The organism is Nocardia huaxiensis, assembly GCF_013744875.1.
In the GTDB taxonomy this organism is placed as follows: Bacteria; Actinomycetota; Actinomycetes; order Mycobacteriales; family Mycobacteriaceae; genus Nocardia; species Nocardia huaxiensis.
On sequence record NZ_CP059399.1, the window covers coordinates 1131521 to 1151293 of the forward strand.

A 19773-nucleotide genomic window follows, 5' to 3' on the forward strand; every position below is an offset into this window, starting at 1 on the left:
GCGGCGAGGGGTGCCGGTGATCGGCGCCTCGGCGCGACGGCGGGCAGCACGCGGACGACGGCCGGTCATCCTCGTGCTCCCCGCCCTGTGCGCCCTCGCCTTCCTGACCCTTCCCCTGATCGGGTTGCTGGTGCGCGCACCCTGGCCCACTCTCACCGATCGACTGTTCAGCCCTGAAGTCGGTGAGGCGCTGCGGCTTTCGCTGTACTGCGCCACCCTCGCCACCGTCATCTGCCTGGTCCTCGGCATTCCGCTGGCCTGGCTGCTGGCCCGGGCCGACGTACCGGGGCGCGGCGTGATCCGGGCTCTGGTGACCGTGCCGCTGGTGCTGCCGCCGGTGGTCGGAGGTGTGGCGCTGCTGCTGGTCTTCGGGCGGCGCGGGCTGTTCGGCCAGTACCTCAACGACTGGTTCGGCGTATCACTGCCGTTCACCACCACCGGCGTGATCATCGCGGAAGCCTTTGTGGCCATGCCGTTTCTGGTGATCTCGGTGGAAGGTGCGCTGCGCGCCGCCGACACCCGGTTCGAGGAAGCCGCCGCCACCCTCGGTGCCTCCGCCTGGTACACCTTCCGCCGAGTCACTTTGCCTTCCGTGCTGCCCGGTGTGATCGCGGGCTCCGTCCTGTGCTGGGCCCGCGCCCTCGGCGAATTCGGCGCGACCATCACCTTCGCCGGCAACTTCCCCGGCAAGACCACGACCATGCCACTGGCGGTCTACCTGGCCTTGGAAACCGACCCCGACGCCGCCATCGTGCTCAGCCTGGTGCTGCTCACTGTCTCGGTCGCGGTCCTGGTCGCCTTGCGCGAGCGCTGGATTCGAGGCGCGGTATGACGACGGCGGCAGTGCGCGGATGGCCTGCCGCGCCGGGAGGAGCGCGATGACACTGCATGCCGAACTGCGCGTCGAACGCCCTCGATTCGAACTCGACCTCACCGTGACCGCCGAGCCCGGCGAGGTCGTCGCGGTACTCGGTCCGAATGGTGCGGGCAAGTCCACCGCCCTGTGCGCACTGGCCGGGCTGCTGCCCCTCACCGGCGGCAGCATCACCGTGGCAGACCAGATCTGGGATGCTCCACCCGGTGTCTTCGTGCCCGCCGAACACCGCCGCGTCGGCGTCGTCTTCCAGGATTACCTACTCTTCCAGCATCTTTCGGCCCTGGAGAACGTTGCCTTCGGCCTGCGCGCCCGCGGCGTCCGCCGCGCCGAAGCTCGCACCCGCGCCGCCGAATGGCTCGCCCGCGTGGGCCTGGCCGAGCACGCCCAGAGCACCCCGCGCCGCCTCTCCGGCGGCCAAGCCCAGCGGGTGGCCCTGGCCCGAGCCCTCGCCACCGACCCCCAATTGCTGCTCCTCGACGAACCTTTGGCCGCCCTCGACGCCAGCACCCGCCTCCAGGTCCGAGCCGACCTGTCCCACCACCTCCGCGACTACACCGGCCACACCATCCTGGTGACCCACGATCCCCTGGACGCCATGGTCCTCGCGGATCGTCTGGTGATCCTCGAAAAGGGCGCTGTGATCCAGCAGGGCGCCCCTGCCGACATCGCTCGCCGCCCCCGCTCCGATTACGTGGCAAACCTGGTCGGCCTCAACCTGTTTCGTGGTGTCGCCACCGGCACCACGGTGGTCGTCGACACCGGTGGGACCCTCACCGCCGCCGACGCGGCCAGCGGCCGGGTCTTCCTGGCCTTCCCGCCCACCGCGGTCAGTCTGCACACCGAACAACCCTCGGGCAGCCCCCGAAACATGTGGCCCGTCACCGTGACCGGCCTCGAACAGCACGCCACGGTGACCCGTGTCCGCCTCGACGGCGCCCCATCCGTCCTCGCCGACATCACCCCCGCCGCCGTCGCCGACCTGCGCCTGCAACCCGGCATGCGAATCTGGGCCGCCGTCAAGGCGACCGAGATCCACAGCTACCCCGCCTAGCCCGCCGCGACCGGCAGTCCGGCCAGGGCGATACCCGCGATCCCCTCGGCCACGGAATATACGAGGTGTCGTCCTCCTCATTGACCGACGGCGGCCGAAGAATCACCTCGTGGGTGTACGGGGTGGACTCGGACGAGCGTCGGTGGCGCATAGTCGAGTCCGAACGTCGTCGGGCCTAGACGTGCATATCGATTGAATCGTTCGTACTCGGCCGGAGTGAGTTCATGAACTGTCGCGGTGCCGGTCACCCAGCGAAACCACTTCCGCACGCGAACGGTGGGATTGGATTCGATATTGCGTACCCAGGCTGCACGCCTGCCGTGTACCGCGATGAACAACATCGCACCGTTGTCGATCGGTCCGGTCGCCAGTGGTGTGCGGCGCGGGCAGCCTGTGTTCCGCCCAACTGTTTCCAGCAAGACCCAATACGGGTTGAGCCACGTCAGCTTGCGCACGACCCAATTGTTGACGCGCCAGAACCTCAGCAGCGCACGAGGTCTGGTGCGAACAGGTGCACGGTCGGACATCGACCCTCCTCCAGCGGCCGCCTCGAATGAAGCGTGCTCGCCTCCGTCCGCCACTGTAGTGGTTGACTACGCCCTGTAGTAGAGGAATCCGGGCGATTCGGGTCAGTCGGCGAGGACTGCGCGGAAGAGTTCGGCTGCGGCGTCGGTGGCGGGGGAGATGAGGTGGGGGTCGTCGTAGAAGTCGATCTGGCCCTGGGATTGCAGCCAGAGTTCGGATTTGGGGGTGGGGACGGCGGCGAAGAACTTGCGGGCGAACGGCGGGACCAGTGCGTTCTCCGAATGCACCAGGAGGAAGGGCTGGGTGAAGCGGGCGGCTGCTTCCTGGGCGTCGAATCCGCCTGTGTAGGCGAGGGATTGGACGGCGAAGGCGTTGGTGTAGTTGGGGACCGCGCCGCGGGGGGTGCCGTAGTACTCGTAGGCTTCCTGCAGGGGCATGGCTACGTCGCCGCCGCCGTCGGCTACGGCGGGAATCTGTTCGGACACACCGGTTTCGCGCCATTTCTGTTCGGCGGCGCGACCTCGATCGAGGGCTTCCTGGCTGGACGGGTAGGCGGCGGTGTCGGAGTAGTAGCCCGCGACACCGGCGTAGGCCCGGATGCGCGGGTCGTCGGCTACGGCGCGGGCCATGTAGCCGGCGCCGGCGCACACGCCCACCGCGAAGACGGGCAGGTTTCGGGTGCGGTCGTGGGCGAGCAGGGCGGTCACCGCGGCTTGGATGTCCTCGGCCTTGCCGATGGGGTTCTCGAATTGCCGTGGCTCGCCTTCGCTTTCACCGAAGCTGCGGTGGTCGAAGGCGAGGGCGGCGAAGCCGCGTTCGGCGAGCGCCCGCGCATAGGCCCCGGGAGCCTGTTCCTTGACCGACGTCAGGGGGCCGGTGGTGACCACCGACGCGATCGGCGCGCCCTGCGGCAGATGCAGCACGCCGACCAGCTGGTCGCCATTGTTCGTGAATGTGAAGCGTTCGGTACTCGTTGCCATGGTGCCGGGAACAGTACGGGACGTGGCGGAATTCCGCCGGGCAACCGACGGCTCTGTCGTCGGCCCGGCTCACCCGGCCGTGCTGGACCGCAAAACATGGCACTGAACAGGAAAAATATGGCGGGAGGGGGCGTGTCAGGTCGGTGTCAGGTCCATATCAGGCGCGGTCGCGAAAGTACTCCACATGAACAACGCGGCAATCGCAGCGACCGGGCTGCGGAAGGCATACGGGGACAAGACGATCCTCGACGGTATCGATTTGAATATCGGTGCGGGCACGATCTTTTCGCTGCTCGGGCCGAACGGGGCGGGTAAGACGACCACGGTCAACGTGCTCACCACGCTGCAGAAGGCCGACGGTGGATCGGCGCGCATCGGCGGGCACGACCTGGCGACCCAGCCCGAGAAGGTGCGCGAGATCATCGGCGTGACCGGGCAGTTCGCGGCGGTGGACGACCTGTTGACGGGTGTGGAGAACCTGCAGCTGATGGCGGACCTGCATCGCATGAAGGGCGCCGAGGGCAAGCGGGTGGTCGACAACCTGCTGGAGCGCTTCGATCTGACCGGGTCGGCGGGCAAGCTCGCCTCCACCTACTCCGGCGGCATGCGCCGGAAGCTGGACCTGGCCATGACGCTGGTGACCAAGCCGGAGATCGTCTTCCTCGACGAGCCGACCACCGGCCTGGACCCGCGCAGCCGGCGCACCATGTGGGAGATCGTCCGCGAGCTCACCGACGAGGGCGTCACCATCTTCCTCACCACCCAGTACCTGGAGGAGGCCGATCAGCTGGCCGACCGCATCGCGGTGCTGGACCAGGGCCACATCGTCGCGGAAGGCACTGCGGCGGAACTCAAGCGACGCGTGCCCGGCAGCCACATCCGCCTGCGCTTCGGCACCGCAATGGAATTGACGGAGGCGGCGCGCATCCTGCCCGGCTCCACCCCCGACGACGAGTCCCTGGCCCTGCGGGTGCCGGGCGACAGCGGCACGAAATCGCTTCGCGCCCTGCTGGATCGACTCGCCGCCCACTCGATCGAGGCCGAGGACGTCTCGATCCACACCCCTGATCTCGATGACGTTTTCTTCGCCCTGACCGGGCACGCCACCACGGAGGCTGTCGCATCATGACCACCATCACCGCTTCGCTGGCCGACTCCTCGACCATGCTGCGCCGCAACTTCAAGCACATCGGCCGCAGCCCGGTCACCATCTTCAACGCCGCGCTCATGCCGGTCGTCATGATGCTGATCTTCGTGTATGTCTTCGGCAGCGCGTTCAATGTCGGCGAGGACTACATCAACTACTCGACCCCCGGCATGATCCTGCTGGCCATCAGCTACGGCCTCTCCGGCACCGCGGTGTCGGTGAGCTCCGACATGGCCAAGGGCATCATCAACCGCTTCAAGGTGATGTCGGTGTCCCGCAACGCGATTCTGATCGGCCATGTCGTGGCCACCATGCTCACCAACCTGATCGCCATCACCGCCGTCATCGGCGTGGCCTTCCTGCTGGGCTTCCGCTCGCCGGCGACCCTGGCCGACTGGCTCGGCGCCATCGGCGTCATGATCGCCACCTCGTTCGCGGCCTCCTGGCTGACGGTCGCGCTCGGCATGGCCGCCAAGACCCCGGAATCCGCCGGCATGAGCGTGGTCCCGCTGATCATGCTGCCCTTTCTGAGCAGCGCCATCGTCCCCGCCGACCAGATGGGCCAGGGTGTCCGCCAGTTCGCTCAGTACCAGCCCTTCACGCCGATCATCGAATCCCTGCGCGGCTTCCTCACCGGCCACCCGTCCGGCGGCTACACCGCCGCGGCCCTGGCCTGGTGCGCCGGCTTTGCCATCGTCGGATTCTTCTGGAGCCGTGCGACTTTCAACAAGCGAGTGTAGTAGCGACCAGTTCCTGCCAATCCGATTCCGCCCCCATCGCCTCGGTGAACCCAGTGTCACCGAGGCGATTTCGTGCTTCCCGCTCGATGCGGGCCGCATCCGGTAGCGAACGATCCGGCAGGCCACGGATTTTCGTGCTCGCCGCGAGCAGTTGCACGGCATGCTCGGTCTGACCGTCCCGCAGGGCCAGGTCGGCGACGCCGAGCAGAACCAGGGAGATCAGGGGGGCGTGGCCGGCCTCGGAGGCCGAACGGAAGGCCACCGCGTGGTGGGTGCGGGCCTGGTCGAGATCCGTTGCCAGATAACCGCGCAGATTGTTGATCATCGCGCTGTTGTGCGGGTACTTCGCCTCGTCGCCCAGCATGGTGGTGGCGAGGTCGAGCCGGCGGGACGCCTCCGCGGTGTCGCCGTCCCAGCGGGCCACTTCCGCTCTGGCCGCAGCCAATTCGGCGAGCGCGCTCGGCCACGCGGCCTGATCGGCGCAGCGCTGCGCGTCGGCGAAGGCGGCGGCGCTGGCCTGCGGATCGTCCAGCAGCCAGTACAGCTGCGCCTGCCGCGATCGCATGCGGGCCACGTCCTCCAGGGCGCGGACCTCGGTGACCGCCACCACGGCCTCGTCGAAAAGCATACAGGCGGAGGCGAATTCGCCGTGCATGGCCTGGCGATCGGCGAGTTCGGTGAGCGCGAACGACATGCCCCAGCGTTCACCGAGCGCCCGGAACTCGGCGAGCGCCGTTTCCAGATACTCGTCCGCGTCCTCGTGCTGACCGAGCAGGGTGCGCATCTTGCCCAGCTGCAAACGCGCCAGCGCCCGCACCCACGGATCATCGTCGGCGAGCAGGGATTCGAAGGCGGGCAGGTACTGATCCGGGCCGTGCAGCAGCCGCTCCAGCGCGCCTACGAAACTCAGTGCAGGGTGATGCCCCCGGCTGTCCCCGGCGAGCTGATGCGCCTTGCGGATCCATTCCGCCAGCTGCTGTTCGTCATTGCGGCCCGCACTCAGGAAGTGCACGACCAGGCCGTACACCGTGGCCCGGGTGTGATCGTCCACCTCGCCCGTGGAATTGGCTGCCGCGGTGACGAATTCGAGGCCCTCGGCCTTGTGCCCGGCCAGCCACCAGTACCAGCCGGCGGACTCCGCGAGCCGCAGCGCTCCCGCGCCGTCACCGGCGGCGAGCGCGCCCCGCATGGCCGCGGCGATATTGTCGTGCTCGGCGCCGAGCACAGCCAGCCAGTGCAGCTGCTCGGCGCGGCGCAGTTGCGGCTCCGCGGTCGCGGCCAAGCCGGTGAAGTACGAAAGATGCGCTCGGCGTGCGGCATCCGCGTCACCGGACTCGTGCAGCCGGTCCAGGGCGTAGCGCCGGATGGTGTCGAGCATGCGATAGCGCGGGCCGTCGACCTCGGTGACGAGCAACAGCGACTTCTCGGTCAGCGCGGTCAGCAGATCGAGCACCTCCCACTGCTCGACGCCCGCGTTCCCGGATGCCTCGGTCCCCGCCGTCCTGTCGGAGCCGTATTCCGTACTCGCGCAAACCTGTTCGGCCGCTTCGAGACTCGCGCCGCCCGCGAAGACGGCCAGCCTGCGCAGCACCGATCGTTCGGCGTCGGAGAGCAGCTCCCAGCTCCAGTCCACCACCGCGCGCAGGGTTCGATGCTGCGGGATGGCGGTGCGACTGCCACCGGTCAGCAGGCGGAAACGATCGTCGAGCCGCGTCGCGAGCTGATCGAGGGACATGGTGCGCAGGCGAGCCGCCGCCAATTCGATGGCGAGCGGAATGCCGTCGAGCGCCCGGCACACGCGCGCCATGGTCTCGAGTGTCGCGGCATCGGCGGCGAGATCCTGACGCACGGCGCCGGCCCGATCCCGCAGCAGTTGCACGGCCGGGGAGGATTCGATCTTCGCGGGATCCGCGTCGTCGGGCGGCAGCGCCAGCGGCACCACCTGCCAGATCGCCTCGCCGGTAATGCCCAGCGGCTCCCGGCTCGTCGCCAGGATCCGCAACCCCTGGCACTCCCCGAGCACCCGATGCGCGAAGGCCGCCGCGGCCTCGATCACATGCTCGCAGTTGTCGAGCACCAGCAGCGCCTCGCGTTCGCGCAGCGCCGCGATGAGCCGGTCGATCGGATCCGCGTTCGCCCCGCCGCCCAGCAGCGCGTCACGCAAACCGAGTGCGGCCAAAGCGGATTGCGCCACATCGCCGTTCGCGCCGAGGGCCGCCAGCTCCACCAGCCACGCCCCGTCCGGCAGATCCTCGAGCAGGGTGCGTGCGGTTTCCAGTGCGAGACGGGTCTTTCCGGAGCCGCCCGGACCGGTCAGCGTCGTGAGCCGGTGTCCCGCAAGGAGTTCACGCACCACGGCGATATCGGGGGTCTTGCCGACGTAGCTGGTCAGTTCCGCGCGCAGGTTCGTCTTGCGGTCCTCCTCGCGCGGGCCGACCTCACCGCGCAGCAAGGCCACATGCAGTTCGGAGAGCTCCGGGGAGGGGTCCACGCCGAGCTCGTCGGCGAGCGTCTCGCGCGTCTTCTGATAGACGGTCAAAGCGTCCGAACCCCGGCCCGCCGCGGCGAGCGCCCGCATCAAGGCGGCGGCGAGCCGCTCCCGCAGCGGATTGCGGCCCACCTCTTCGGTCAGCTCGGCGATCAGTTCCGGACCCCGGCCGAGGCGGACCTCGGCTTCGTACCGGTCCTCGAGGGCCGCCAGGTGCAGGCCCTCGAAGCGGGCGACCACGGCATCGACGGCCCCGCTCTCCCGCACGTCGACATCTCGCATGGGCGCGCCGCGCCACAGTTCGAGCGCCTCGCGCAGCAGCGGAGCGCGCTGCACATCCGTACCGCCGCGAGCGGTTTCGAGCAGCTGCTCGAATCGCACGGCGTCGACCGCCTGCGGGTCCACGACCAGCCGGTAGCCACCCGCCTGCACATCCAGCGACCCGTCCGGCAGCGCCCGGCGCAGGCGGGACACCAACGCCTGCAAGGCATTCGCCGCGTCCGCCGGCGGCTGCTCGCCCCAAATCCAGTCGACCAGCTGTGTTTTGGGAACGGCCCGGCCGGGTTCCAGCGCGAGCGCGATCAACAGGGCTCGCAGCCGCGAACCCGATACCTCGATCAATCCGCCGTCATCCGTTCGGATCACGAGTGGTCCCAGCACGCCGATCTGCACCCGGACCATTCTGCCGTGACCCTCTGGCAGCTCGCTGGTCGACCGTTCACAACCCCTCTGACCTGGGATAACGCCAGGCTGTCAGCCGTGTCAGGGCGGTGTCAGGCCCGTATCAGCGGGTCTGGCGACAGTAGTCCTCGTGAACAGCACAGCGAGTGCGGCTTCCGGACCACCGCAGGCCATCCGGTTCACACGGACTCAGCCCGAGGAGCACGCCATGACCACCTTCCAGACCCCCGCCCCGATCTCCCTCACCGTGGACGTGCTCTCCGGCAATGTCACCGTCATCGCCTCCGACCGCACCGACACCGTCGTCGAGGTCCGCCCGGCCGACGCCGCCAAGAAGGCCGATGTGCGGGCCGCCGCCAACACCACGGTCGATTTCGCCGACGGCGTACTGACCGTGCGGGCGGCCAAGGACTGGCGCACCCACACCCCGTTCGGCGGCAACCCGACCATCGAGGTCACCATCCAGGTGCCGACCGGCTCGCGACTGCAGGCCACCGCCGGGGTCGGCCGCGTGCTGAGCAGCGGCGAACTCGGCGACAGCACGGTGGAGGTCTCCGCCGGCGACGTCGTGCTGGATCGCACCCGCGGCGCGGTGACCGCCAAGGTCTCGAAGGGCGACATCCGCATCGCCGAGGCCACGCGCGGCGTACTGCGCGTCGAAACCTCCATGGGCGACCTGGAGATCGGCATCCACCCGGGCAGCACCGCACGACTGGAAACCAATGCCCAGACCGGCATCGTGCAGAACCTGACACTGCCCGCCGCATCGAACGGCGAGGACATCGTGCAGGTGTACGCACGGAACTCCTACGGCAATGTCGTCATCCGCCACGCCGACGCCGCCTGACGCCATGGAACTCAGAGTTGATCGGGAGCGCTGCATCAGCGCCGGCATGTGCGCTCTGACCGCCCCCGACGTCTTCGATCAGGACGACGCGGACGGCCGGGTGCTGGTGCTGGACGCCACGCCCGGCCCCGGACAGCAGGCCGCCGTGCGCGAGGCCGTGCAACTGTGCCCCTCCCGCGCACTCGCCCTCGCCGCCGACTGACCCACCTGCGACACAACATCTTTCACGGAAGGACAGCTCCCATGACCCGCACCGTACCCGTCCCCCAGGGCCTGCCCATGGACCGCGACGCCGGCCCCTTCGACCCGCCCAGCGCCATCACCCGGCTGCGCGCGGCCCACCCCGTCAGCCCGATGGTCTTCCCGGACGGGCACGAGGGCTGGCTCGTCACCGGACACGAATTCGTGCGAAAAGTCATGGTGGACACCCGATTCAGCTCCCGCCAGGATCTCGGCGTGGTGCACGTGCCCTACGAAACCCCCGGCATGCCCGTCGCCACCGAACCGTCCCCGCAGATCCCGGGCCTGTTCGTGGCCATGGACCCGCCGGACCACACCCGGCTGCGGCGAAAGCTGACCGGCGCCTTCACTGTTCGCCGCATGAAGGAGCTGCAACAGCACATCGCCGACATCACCGAACGGCAGCTGGACGCCCTGGCACAGCTGACCCCGCCGGTCGATCTGGTCAAGGAATTCGCGCTGCCGGTGCCGTCGCTGGTCATCTGCGAAATGCTGGGCGTGCCGTACGCGGACCGGGAAACCTTCCAGGTCAACTCCGCTCAGTTCCTGGTCAAGGACCAGACGCTGGAGGAGAAGATGGCCGCGTTCGGGGCCATGACCAGCTACCTGGCCGGACTGGTCGTCGCCAAGCGCGCCGAACCCGGCGAGGACATCCTGTCCGACCTCGCCCGCGACGACGATCTCGGCATCGAGGAACTCGTCGGCATCGCCTTCCTGCTGCTGCTCGCCGGACACGAGACCACCGCGAACATGTTGGCGCTGGGCACCTTCGCGCTCCTCGAGCACCCCGACCAGCTGGCCGCGCTGCGCGAGAACCCGGAGTTGATGCCCGACGCCGTCGAGGAACTACTGCGCTACCTGTCCGTCGCCGACATCTTCTACCGGTACGCCACCGAGGACATCGAACTCGGCGGCGAGACCATCACCAAGGGGTCGACCGTCGTCCTCTCCCTGCTCGCCGCCAATCGCGATCCGGAACGCTTCGAGAACCCGGACACCCTGGACGTCCATCGCAAGGCGCGCGGCCAGGTCGCCTTCGGTCACGGCCCACACCAGTGCCTCGGTCAGCAGCTGGCCCGCATCGAAATGCGCGCCGGATTCGCGGGGCTGCTGCGCCGGTTCCCGACCCTTCGGCTCGCCATCCCGGCGGACGAGGTGAAACTGCGCACCGACATGAATATCTACGGCGTCCATGAACTTCCGGTCACCTGGACGGAGACGCCGCGCTGATACCCGAACCCGCGAACGCCACAGGGCGGAGATCCCACGGATCTCCGCCCTCGCGGCGTTTCCGCGCGTCCGACGACAGCTGGATTCCGGCCTTCGACCGGCGCGAACAGTGCTGTCAGTAGCGGTGTCAGCGCCATGACAGCCCCATGTCAGTGCCGCTGGCGAAAGTAGTTCTCGTGACCAGCACCGCCATCGCCACCCAGCCGCTCATCCCCGCCGAATGGTTCGACCGCCCCGCCCGCCTCGCCGGGTTCCTGCGCGGCGACCACGCCTTCGCCCAGCTCATCCGCTTCGCCCTGGTGGGCGGTTCCAGCAATATCGCCTACGTGCTGCTGTTCACGGCCCTCACCGGTGCCGGCCCGTTGATCGCCAATATCGCCGGCTCCATTGTCAGCACGATCATCGCCAATGAACTGCACCGCCGCCTCACCTTCCGCGCCGCCGCCCGCGTCGGCTGGTTCAAGGCCCAGTGGGAGGGCGGCGGCCTGGCGCTGATCGGGCTGGCAATCAGCACCGCCGCCCTGGCCGCCCTCGAATCCTTCGCCCCCGGACTCGGCGAGGTCGCTCAGGCCGGTGCCGTCATGGCCCTCATGGCCGCCGTCGGTGGCGCTCGCTTCCTGGCGCTGCGCGGCTTCGTCTTCTGAGTGCACGCGGCCGTGGACGAAAGCTGGTCGCCACGGCCGTGCCGCGCAGCGGTAGCCGAAACCTCCCGCCCGGCAGCGACGTTGGATGTCGTAGCGGGCGGGCCGGGTGGAAGGGAGAACGAGGTGGAAGTTCGCGGGTTCGCGGAGGCGGATCGGAAAGGGTTGTGGGAGCTGTACAAACGGGCGGGGGCCGGTTCGCCGGTGGCGTCACTGTGGGGAGATCCGGAGTCGGAGGCGGCCATCTACCTGAATCCCTACCTCGACCTCGAACCCGAATCGGTGTTCGTGGCCGTCGTGGACGGGGAGTTGGCCGGCTATCTGGCGGGGTGCCTGGATGGTGCGGCGCTTCCCGGCGAGAACGAGCGGATCGAACAGGCCATTCGGGCGCACAGACTGTTCCTGCGCCGCAAGCCCGCCGCGTTCTTCGGCCGCGCCATGCTCGACAGTGCGGTGGCGGCCGTGCGGCGGCAGCCGACCTCCGGTGAGTTCATCGACCCGCGCTGGCCCGCGCATCTGCATATCGCGGTGGCGCGGGAAGCGCGCGGAACCGGGGCGGCGGAAGCACTGATGCGGCGCTGGTTCGAGCGGTTGGACGGAAATGGTTCGCCCGGTTGTCATTTGCAGACACAGGTCGAGAATGTGCGGGCTGTAAGGTTTTTCACGCGAATGGGGTTCTCGGCGATCGGGGAGCGTCCGGTTATCCCCGGAATGCGATTCCAGGGCAAGCGAGTTCACCAGCAGACCATGGTGCGGCCGGAGTCGGTCGGGTAGGGCTCAGGGTTCGGGAGCGTCCATGGCCGCCAGGCGGTGTGCGATGCCCGCGCGGCTGGTGAGGCCGAGTTTGCGGAGGATTCGGGCGAGGTGATCTTCCACGGTGCGCGGGCTGAGGTAGAGCTGGGCGGCGATGTCCTTGTTGGTGAGGCCCTGGGCCGCCAGGTGCGCCACCTCTCGTTCCCGGGCGGTCAAAGTGGTTGCGCCGGTGACGGTTCGATGACCCGCCAGGCGGCGCTGGGCGGTGGTGGCGGTGTCGATCAGGGTGTGTGCGCCGGCGGTGGCGAACGCCGATCGGGCGGCCGATATGTGTGCGGTCGCCGCGGTGAAATCGCCGCGCTGCCCCGCGATCCGGGCGGCCACCAGCAGGGTTCGCGCGCGGAAGACAGGCATGCCCGCCTGGGCGTAATCGTCCATCGCGGCATCAGCGGCGTGCTGTGCTCCGTCGAGATCGCCGCTTGCGCAGAGATATTCGGCGCGGGCGCGCGCGACCGCGGCGCGCTGGCCGGGGAGGCCGAGCTGTTCGGCGACGGTTGCCGCCTGTGCCAGGAGTGCGGCGGCGGGATCCAGGTCACCCCGCGCCGTCGCGGCCAGCGCGGCCATGGACAGCTCCGCGGCGCGCATCGGATGCACTCGTGGGGCGGACCCGGCAGGGGTTCCGTTCGCAGATAGCGGATTCGGTTCCGGACGCGGGGGATCGAGGCCGAGGCGGGCGGCTATCTCCAGGAGGGCGGCGTCGACCACGCCACGCCACCACCGCATGGCGGGGCGGGGCAGGGCATCGAGGGTGTGCCACCAGGCGAGCACCTCTTCGCGAGATGCCGTGTCCTCCAGGACCCGAAGCTTCGCCGCACCCGCCAGCGGAGCAACACCCGGATACCCGTACAGGCCGGCGGTTTCGGCGGCATCTTCGGCCGCCGCCAGCGCCTCCTCGTAGCGCCCCAGCTTGGCCAGCGAATAGGCGTGCACCGCATACAGTTCCGGCAGGATAAAACTGCGTCCGCGGCTGCGCCCCACCCGGAGGGCGCGTTCGATATGGATCAGGCCGGTGCGCTGATCGTCGAGGAAATACGCCATCCAGCCCAGCGCCGCGACGGCCGGCAGGCCATCGACCAGCTGAGCATCGGTGAGCCGGGCGAATTCACGTTCTGCCACACGGTAATCCGCGGCGGCCGCCTTCAGATCCAGCCCATTGAGATGCCCCATGCTCCGCAGCGTCAGTGCGGCCGCACCGATAGCCGGATCACGGACCGCCCCCGACTCGAACAACGAACGAATCCGCCCCGCCGCCTCGGCATCACGATTGTCCTGAAGTTCGAGCATGGCCAACTCCAGCCGAATCGGCCCGCTCGCCGTGCCACCCAGCCGGGAGACGGCTTGTTCCAAAAGCTTCCGAGCACTGTCCACCCGACCGAGAATCCGCTCACAGCGCGCGAACCACAGCACCGCCTCGGTCCCTTCGGTATTCGCCGGTGCATCGACGAGAGGTGCTGCGGGGAGCAGTGGTTCGAGCGAATCCCGTGCTCGCTCCGCTGATCCCGACAGCAGCAGGGCCTGCCCCAACCGCAGCCGGGCTGAGAATCCGGCCGGGCCGCGGTACTGCGGCGCGGTGCGCAGGGCCGCTTCGATCCAGCGCGCGCTGACCGCTGGTGCGGTGCCGAGCGCCAGCTCCGCGGCCCGCACGAGTTCGGCGGCTGCCAGTTCGTCGCAGCCACCCAGGGCGTGTTCCAGATGACGGGCGCGCGTGAGCAGCGGTGCGTCGGCGGCCCGCAGCACCTGCGCGGCGCGTGTGTGCGCATCGGCTCGCCAGCCTTCCCCGGCGAGCCGGTAGGCGGCGGTGCGGATGAGCGGATGCCGGAAAGCCAGCGTCCCGCGCGTGACGGTGATCCACCCGCGCCGCGCCAGCTCATCAACCGCCCCGCTCAACTCCTCGCGCGTGACTTCGGCTGTGGCACAGAGCAACTCCATGTCCGAGGTCGCGCCGCAGACGGCAGCGGCCTGCGCGACCAGACGTTCCCGCTCCGGCAGCTGCGCGAGTTCGGCCCGTATGGTCCGGTCCAGTGCCGCATGACCTACCCGGTCCGGTTGCGCATGACTCTCCTGATCCGGCACGGCGTGATCCGTGCGATCCGCCGTCGCATGCTCGGCTCGACTCGCAGCCGGATCATCGGCCCGGACGACGGCGTCGAACTCCGCTGGGGTGAGGTCCGCCAGTAGTTGCAGATAGAGCGGATTCCCATGCGCCGCATCGACCAGCACCTCCCGTCGGCCCGGGGGAATCCCGGGGAGCAGGGCGCTTGCCTCGGTGGGTGACAGCGGGGGAACGGCTATGTGCGCCACCGTCACTCCGGTCGCGCGCAGAGGGGAGCCGAGTGCGTCGGGGAACTGGCCCTCGCGATATGCCACCGCCACTCGCACCGACTCGGGCAACTGCCGCAGCAGTACTGCCAGTACCCGCAGCGATGCCGTGTCCGCCCAGTGCGCATCATCGATGATCAGGACGGTCGGTACGGCCTCTAGCCGCTGCCGCAGCCAGCGGGCCGATTCCCGGATGCCGGAGCCGGCCGAGACCGCCTCGGAGTTTTCCGCGTCGAGCCGGTCGGCAATGTCCATGAGCAGGAAGTGCGGACTGGACTGCTCGAATTCGGTGGCGGCCACCACGACTGTGCGCAGGCCGCGAGCCTGGGCCCGGCTCGCGAATTCGCGCAGCAGCCGGGACTTTCCGATTCCAGCCGGGCCCTCCACCAGGTACACGCCCGGACCGCCGGCGGCCCGGGCCGCCGCGTCGAGGGTGGCGAGTTCGCGCCTGCGGCCGACGAACGGGTCGATCGCGCACTCCTCTCCGGTGAACTGCCCCTCTGGCGGAGCCTAGCCCGCTGCCGGATTCATCCGGGTTCCGGCCCGATCCCGTGTTTCCACGGATGCTCCCCGCGACCCCGACCGGGTTGGGTGGTCCGCGTTCGATCAGACGGTGAATGGGAGAGGTACGTGTCCTTGGTACGGATGGATTCGACGGCTACACGGCGATCGCGGCGGCTGCTGCCGGTCGCGGCGGTGCTGGCCGCGCTGGCGCTGACCGGTTGTTCGGCCCTGCAGAAGGGCGCCGACGCCGTCCAGGACGTCGGCAAGTCCGACACCGCCCGCTCGAAGGTCGGTGACTGCATCAATGTGCTCAAGGGCTCGATGTTCGACTCCGAGACCGAGCCGGTCGACTGCGCCTCCCCGAAGGCCGTCTACAAGGTGGCGCAGGTGCACAACACCAAGACCGAATGCGCCTCCGACTACACCTCCTACGAGGAAACCCTGAACGGCGCGACCCGCTCCTTCCTCTGCCTGGCCCCGAACTTCCAGGAGGGCGCCTGCTACCACGAGAGCATGCTCACCGGCTACCAGTTCGCCGAATGCGCCTCCACCGAAGCGAGTTTCCAGGTGCTGTCCCGCATCGACGGCCAGTCGGACGAAAACCTGTGCGGCGCGGACACCGACAGCGTCATCATCCTGTCCGATCCGCGGGTCACGTTCTGCCTCCAGAACGTCTGAACGCCTTGATGTCACACCCGGGCGGGCTACGTCGTCACCTCGACGAAGCCGCCTGAGACGAGCAACGCCCCAGATTCCGGCTCCAGGCCAGACGTCCACGGACGACTGGTATCGCATTCTCCCGCAAAGAAATTGGAGTCAGTCATGTCGATCGCCCATGTCATCGTCACCGTCCTCGCTGCCGCCTGGGTCGGTTTCTCGGCCGTCTCGCTCTACCGCCGCGCCGCTTTCGTCGTGGACCCGCTGAAGCAGTACTCGGTCCCCGAGTCGTGGTGGACCCCGCTGGCCCTGGCCAAAGGCGCGGGCGCGCTCGGGCTGATCGCCGGCCTGTTCATCCCCTACATGGGTGTGGCCGCCGCCATCGGTCTCATCCTCTACTTCGCCGGCGCGCTGATCACGGTCCTGCGCGCCCGCGTCTACGCCAGCCTGCCCTTCCCCCTGCTCTACCTGATCCCGGTGGCGGCGGCCATGGGTCTCGGCTTCGCCGCCTGACCCGGTAGCCGGTCACCGCGGGTCGAGTGCGGTCGCCAGGGACTCGAGTTCATCGTCGTAGAGGGCCGCCGGGTCGGCGATCTGGGGGCCCAGGACGCCGTCGATCTCGAGGGTCACCAGGCCGTGCATGCGGCCCCAGATGCGCAGTCCCAGAGCGAGAGTCGCAGGGGTGAGCCCGGGAAAACGATCCCGGGCGATCGCTACGAAGGACTCGTTCATGTCGGCCCAGGTGTAGTCGCGGACAGGCCCGGACTGCGCGCTCTGGGCAGCCAATCCGACTATGCCCAAACATAATTCGTAATCGGCCTGGTCGGTGGTGTGCTGGCCGGCGCGGCTGAAGACGAGCCGGAACTCGTGGGGGTGTTTCAGCGCCCATTCGCGATACGCCCGGCCATGGGAAATGACCTGTCCGGCAGGGGTGTTCGCGGCGGCGCGGGCCTGCTCCAGGGTGCGCGCCAGCTCCCCGCGGATATCGACGGCCAGCGCCGCCAGCAGCGCTTCCCGGGTCGCGAAGTAGCTGTAGGCGTTTCCCGAAGCCATGCCCAGCTCGCGGGCGATGGCCCGCAATGACACCGCTTCGACGCCCTCCTCGGCCAGGGTCGCGCGGGCGATGGATTTCATCTCCGCGATGGTCTCGGCACGGCGGAGTTCGCGGCGGGTGGCGGGCGGCATGTGCTCGAGCATACAGCGCCCTGTTATTGATCGCTGTTTGAAAGTTGAGCGGTGCTCAATTACTGTTCGGGTGTCACTCGAATTGAAGGAGCTCACCGTGGACATTCGCGGATACGAAGTCGGTCCCATTGCCGCCGAAGCGGCTTTCACCTCGGATTTCGCTGTCGCGGCGGAGGTATCGATGCCCGATCTGGTGAACTATCAGGAGGTCGAGCGCCGCGTCATGGATGAGCGTCCGGGCATGCTCATGAAGTACATGCCCGCGGGCTACAGCCCCGTCACCGGCGAGGTGCTGACCGGCGGGCGCTACCTCTTCGACACCTGGGACAGCGTGCGGGAGTACCGCCGCTTCACCACCGAGGAGCTGGAGTTCGAACCCGGCGTGAAGTTCTGGGACCGGCCCTTCTTCCTGGGCGTCGACCGGCACATCTGGCGCGTCGCCGGAGCCCACAACTTCACCCCGCTGACCGAGCACGCGGTCGACCGCTTCGAGCGCTACACCTACACCGGCGGCGACCCCCGCCCCGAGCTCGAGCGTGCCTGGCCCGCCATGCGTGACGCCGCCGAAGAATCCGGCCTGGGCGGCGCATGGCTGCTCTACCAGCCCGAAGAGAACCAGATCGCCATCCACACCATTGCCGGGCGCGTCACCTCCGGCGAGCCCGAGACCGCCGCCGAAGCCTCCCTGGCCGCCATCGCCGGCAAGCCTCCCCTCGGCGCGCACCTACCGGCCGCCCTGCGTGCCGAGAAGATCTTCGACCGCAGCGAAATGATTGTGTCCCTGTGGCTTCCGCGATCCCGCCGGGCCGGCGGCCGCCCCACCGCCAACCCCATGACCCCACCCCTCCCGGCCTGGACCGTTGCCCCGCAACAGGTCTCGGAGACCGCCTCGGTCTGAACGGCGCGATTCCTTACCGAACTGTGAACTGATCGCCCCGCCCGCCGTGTCGGTTCGCCCGCGCACCTCCTCGCGCACAATCGTGGATCTCGTTCGAGAATCGATGCGAGGAGACACGTATGGGTGGGGAGAGCATTCCGCTGCGACCGAACCGGCGCACCGTGCTGGGCGCGGCGCTGGCCGCCGGGGCGGGAGCGATGAGCGTCGGGGGATTCCTGTTCGCCGCGAACGCGATCGGGCCCGCGCGGCTGACCGCCCGCCGCATTGTCGACGGCCTGCAGGCGGCCAATGGATTCGTGCCCGGCTACCGGCGCAACCACGCCAAGGGTCTTGCGGTGGCGGGGCGCTTCGACAGCACCGGCGCGGGCGCGGAACTGTCGTCCGCCACGGTGTTCCGGCCGGGAAGCCATCCGTTCAGCGGTCGATTCTCCCTCGCCGGAGGCAAGCCGTTCGCGCCCGACACTCCCGCGGCCCGGCGCGGATTCGGTCTGCGCATCGACTCGGCGGGCGAGGAGTGGCGTCTGGCGCTGCTGAATATCCCGGTCTTCACCGATGCCTCCGCCCGGGACTTCCACGATCGCACCGCCGCCTACGCCCCCGACCCGTCGACCGGCAAACCGGACCCGGCCCGGGTGCGCGACTACCTGGCCGCACACCCGAAAACCGCTGCGGCCCTGTGGATCATCGAACAGAACCCACCCACCGCGAGCTTCGCCACCTCGACCTTCCACGGCCTCAACGCCTTCGAATGCGTGGACGCACATGGCCGCAGAACGCCGGTGCGCTGGCGGCTGGAACCCGAAACCACCGAAGCGACAGTCACTTCCGGCGACGATCAACTCTTCACGAGCCTGGCCCGCGACATCCGCCGCGCACCGGTGCGCTGGAAACTGCTTGCCGTGGTGGGCATCCGGGGCGTCGACCCGACCGACGACCCGACCATCGCCTGGCCCGCCGAGCGCCGCCGCATAGACCTGGGCACCCTCGTGGTAACCGATGTCGCCACCGAAACCGCCGCCAACGTACGGGACGTGAACTTCGACCCGCTGGTCCTGCCGACCGGCCTGGCCGCCTCCGATGACCCGGTGCTGCAAGCCCGTTCGGCCGCCTACGCCGAATCCTTCCGCCGCCGCGCCGGCGAGACGGCCGCCCGCCAGCCCCTGCGCGTGGAGGAATCGGCATGAGCGAGTACATCGACGAATCCACCTACCCCGAACCGCTTCTCACCGAAGCGCCCCCGGGACAACCGGTACCCCAGGATGATCCGCCGGATCCGACCTACAACCTCGTGGCCCGAGTACTGCACTGGCTGATGGCAGTCCTGATCGTCGCCATGCTGTTCCTGGGCGCCGCCCTGATCGGCACGATCGGCAATTACGGTGTCCTGCTGAGCATCCACCGCACCGTCGGCCTCACCATCCTGGTTCTGGCCCTGATCCGCATCGCCAACCGACTACTCCGCCGCGCTCCCGCCCCACCCGCCGCCCTGCCCCGCCTCGAACGCATGGCCGCCACAGCCTCGGAACTCACGCTCTACGTGCTGTTCATCCTCCAGCCCCTGCTCGGCTGGGCACTGGTCTCCGCCTCGGGCATCCCGGTCCGAATCCTCAACGGCCTGCAACTCCCCGCCATCGCCCCCGAAAACGCCCGCCTCTACGCCGGATTACACCTGGCCCACACGTGGCTGGCCTACCTGCTACTGGCCCTCTTCACCGCCCACATGTGCGCCGTGCTCTGGCACGCCACAGCCCTGCGCGACGGACTGCTACGCCGAATGCTGTGGCCCCGCCGGCCCCGCTGACGGATCGGACCATCCGGCGTGCGGCTCCCAGAACCGAGGTCTTTCTCCAGGTCATGGTGTCAGGCGTGCTCGGCCTCCTGAGTGCCTTCCATTCGGACGGTTTGACGTCTGCGGTCCGCATCGCGGCGGATTCTGTCCGCTGGTCACCG

General features: G+C 68.9%; 19 protein-coding genes. 14 read left to right on the forward strand and 5 right to left on the reverse strand.

Going from position 1 to position 19773, the window contains the following annotated elements:
• Positions 1 to 19 precede the first annotated feature (19 nt).
• Both modB and H0264_RS05170 read left to right on the forward strand, forming a co-directional pair.
• Positions 20 to 832, forward strand: a complete 813-nt coding sequence (gene modB, locus H0264_RS05165) for a molybdate ABC transporter permease subunit (protein WP_420832079.1) — start codon at positions 20 to 22, stop codon at positions 830 to 832.
• Positions 833 to 878: 46 nt separating this feature from the next.
• A complete protein-coding gene (locus H0264_RS05170; RefSeq protein ID WP_181582901.1) occupies positions 879 to 1928 on the forward strand; it encodes an ABC transporter ATP-binding protein in 1050 nt (349 codons plus the stop codon).
• A gap of 77 nt (positions 1929 to 2005) precedes the next feature.
• On the opposite strand, the gene H0264_RS05175 is transcribed toward H0264_RS05170, so the two are convergent.
• Both H0264_RS05175 and H0264_RS05180 read right to left on the reverse strand, forming a co-directional pair.
• A complete protein-coding gene (locus H0264_RS05175) occupies positions 2006 to 2455 on the reverse strand; it encodes a nitroreductase family deazaflavin-dependent oxidoreductase (protein WP_181582902.1) in 450 nt (149 codons plus the stop codon).
• Positions 2456 to 2557: 102 nt separating this feature from the next.
• Complete coding sequence (locus H0264_RS05180; protein ID WP_181582903.1) at positions 2558 to 3433, reverse strand: alpha/beta hydrolase; 876 nt, start codon at positions 3431 to 3433, stop codon at positions 2558 to 2560.
• A gap of 184 nt (positions 3434 to 3617) precedes the next feature.
• On the opposite strand from H0264_RS05180, the gene H0264_RS05185 reads away from it, so the two are divergent.
• Both H0264_RS05185 and H0264_RS05190 read left to right on the forward strand, forming a co-directional pair.
• A complete protein-coding gene (locus H0264_RS05185) occupies positions 3618 to 4562 on the forward strand; it encodes an ATP-binding cassette domain-containing protein (RefSeq protein ID WP_181582904.1) in 945 nt (314 codons plus the stop codon).
• Positions 4559 to 5320 carry an ABC transporter permease gene (locus H0264_RS05190; RefSeq protein ID WP_181582905.1) on the forward strand — a complete coding sequence of 254 codons (762 nt, stop codon included), beginning with the start codon at positions 4559 to 4561 and terminating at the stop codon, positions 5318 to 5320. The genes H0264_RS05185 and H0264_RS05190 overlap by 4 nt, the downstream gene beginning before the upstream one ends.
• Here H0264_RS05190 and H0264_RS05195 read toward each other — a convergent pair.
• The gene (locus tag H0264_RS05195) at positions 5304 to 8453 is read right to left on the reverse strand and encodes an AfsR/SARP family transcriptional regulator (RefSeq protein ID WP_244976105.1); all 3150 of its coding nucleotides are present in this window, start codon (positions 8451 to 8453) and stop codon (positions 5304 to 5306) included. The genes H0264_RS05190 and H0264_RS05195 overlap by 17 nt on opposite strands.
• 244 nt (positions 8454 to 8697) lie before the next feature.
• Between H0264_RS05195 and H0264_RS05200 the strand changes: the two genes are divergently transcribed.
• The 5 genes from H0264_RS05200 (at position 8698) to H0264_RS05220 (ending at position 12221) form a co-directional block, all read left to right on the forward strand.
• Positions 8698 to 9336, forward strand: coding sequence for a DUF4097 family beta strand repeat-containing protein (locus H0264_RS05200; protein WP_181582906.1), 639 nt, complete (start codon positions 8698 to 8700; stop codon positions 9334 to 9336).
• 4 nt (positions 9337 to 9340) lie between these two features.
• Positions 9341 to 9538, forward strand: a complete 198-nt coding sequence (locus H0264_RS05205) for a ferredoxin (protein ID WP_181582907.1) — start codon at positions 9341 to 9343, stop codon at positions 9536 to 9538.
• A 41-nt stretch (positions 9539 to 9579) separates the two neighbouring features.
• The gene (locus tag H0264_RS05210; RefSeq protein WP_181582908.1) at positions 9580 to 10806 is read left to right on the forward strand and encodes a cytochrome P450; all 1227 of its coding nucleotides are present in this window, start codon (positions 9580 to 9582) and stop codon (positions 10804 to 10806) included.
• A 209-nt stretch (positions 10807 to 11015) separates the two neighbouring features.
• Positions 11016 to 11450: a GtrA family protein gene (locus H0264_RS05215; protein WP_231087235.1), complete on the forward strand. Its 435-nt coding sequence runs from the start codon at positions 11016 to 11018 to the stop codon at positions 11448 to 11450.
• 123 nt (positions 11451 to 11573) lie between these two features.
• Positions 11574 to 12221, forward strand: a complete 648-nt coding sequence (locus H0264_RS05220) for a GNAT family N-acetyltransferase (protein ID WP_181582910.1) — start codon at positions 11574 to 11576, stop codon at positions 12219 to 12221.
• Positions 12222 to 12224: 3 nt separating this feature from the next.
• Here the strand turns inward: H0264_RS05220 and H0264_RS05225 are convergent, their stop codons facing one another.
• On the reverse strand, positions 12225 to 15050 hold the full coding sequence (locus tag H0264_RS05225) for a helix-turn-helix transcriptional regulator (RefSeq protein WP_231087236.1): 2826 nt from the start codon (positions 15048 to 15050) through the stop codon (positions 12225 to 12227).
• A gap of 159 nt (positions 15051 to 15209) precedes the next feature.
• On the opposite strand from H0264_RS05225, the gene H0264_RS05230 reads away from it, so the two are divergent.
• Both H0264_RS05230 and H0264_RS05235 read left to right on the forward strand, forming a co-directional pair.
• Positions 15210 to 15761, forward strand: coding sequence for an LppU/SCO3897 family protein (locus tag H0264_RS05230; protein WP_231084034.1), 552 nt, complete (start codon positions 15210 to 15212; stop codon positions 15759 to 15761).
• A 144-nt stretch (positions 15762 to 15905) separates the two neighbouring features.
• The gene (locus H0264_RS05235; RefSeq protein ID WP_181582912.1) at positions 15906 to 16253 is read left to right on the forward strand and encodes a DoxX family protein; all 348 of its coding nucleotides are present in this window, start codon (positions 15906 to 15908) and stop codon (positions 16251 to 16253) included.
• A gap of 12 nt (positions 16254 to 16265) precedes the next feature.
• Here the strand turns inward: H0264_RS05235 and H0264_RS05240 are convergent, their stop codons facing one another.
• Entirely contained in the window at positions 16266 to 16925 is a 660-nt protein-coding gene (locus H0264_RS05240; protein ID WP_181582913.1) for a TetR/AcrR family transcriptional regulator, read from the reverse strand.
• A gap of 70 nt (positions 16926 to 16995) precedes the next feature.
• Here H0264_RS05240 and H0264_RS05245 point away from each other — a divergent pair, with 70 nt between their 5' ends.
• The 3 genes from H0264_RS05245 (at position 16996) to H0264_RS05255 (ending at position 19624) form a co-directional block, all read left to right on the forward strand.
• A complete protein-coding gene (locus tag H0264_RS05245) occupies positions 16996 to 17823 on the forward strand; it encodes a hypothetical protein (RefSeq protein WP_220139947.1) in 828 nt (275 codons plus the stop codon).
• 119 nt (positions 17824 to 17942) lie between these two features.
• Positions 17943 to 19007, forward strand: coding sequence for a catalase family peroxidase (locus H0264_RS05250; RefSeq protein WP_181582914.1), 1065 nt, complete (start codon positions 17943 to 17945; stop codon positions 19005 to 19007).
• Complete coding sequence (locus tag H0264_RS05255; protein WP_181582915.1) at positions 19004 to 19624, forward strand: cytochrome b; 621 nt, start codon at positions 19004 to 19006, stop codon at positions 19622 to 19624. The genes H0264_RS05250 and H0264_RS05255 overlap by 4 nt, the downstream gene beginning before the upstream one ends.
• The last annotated feature ends 149 nt before the right edge of the window (positions 19625 to 19773 follow it).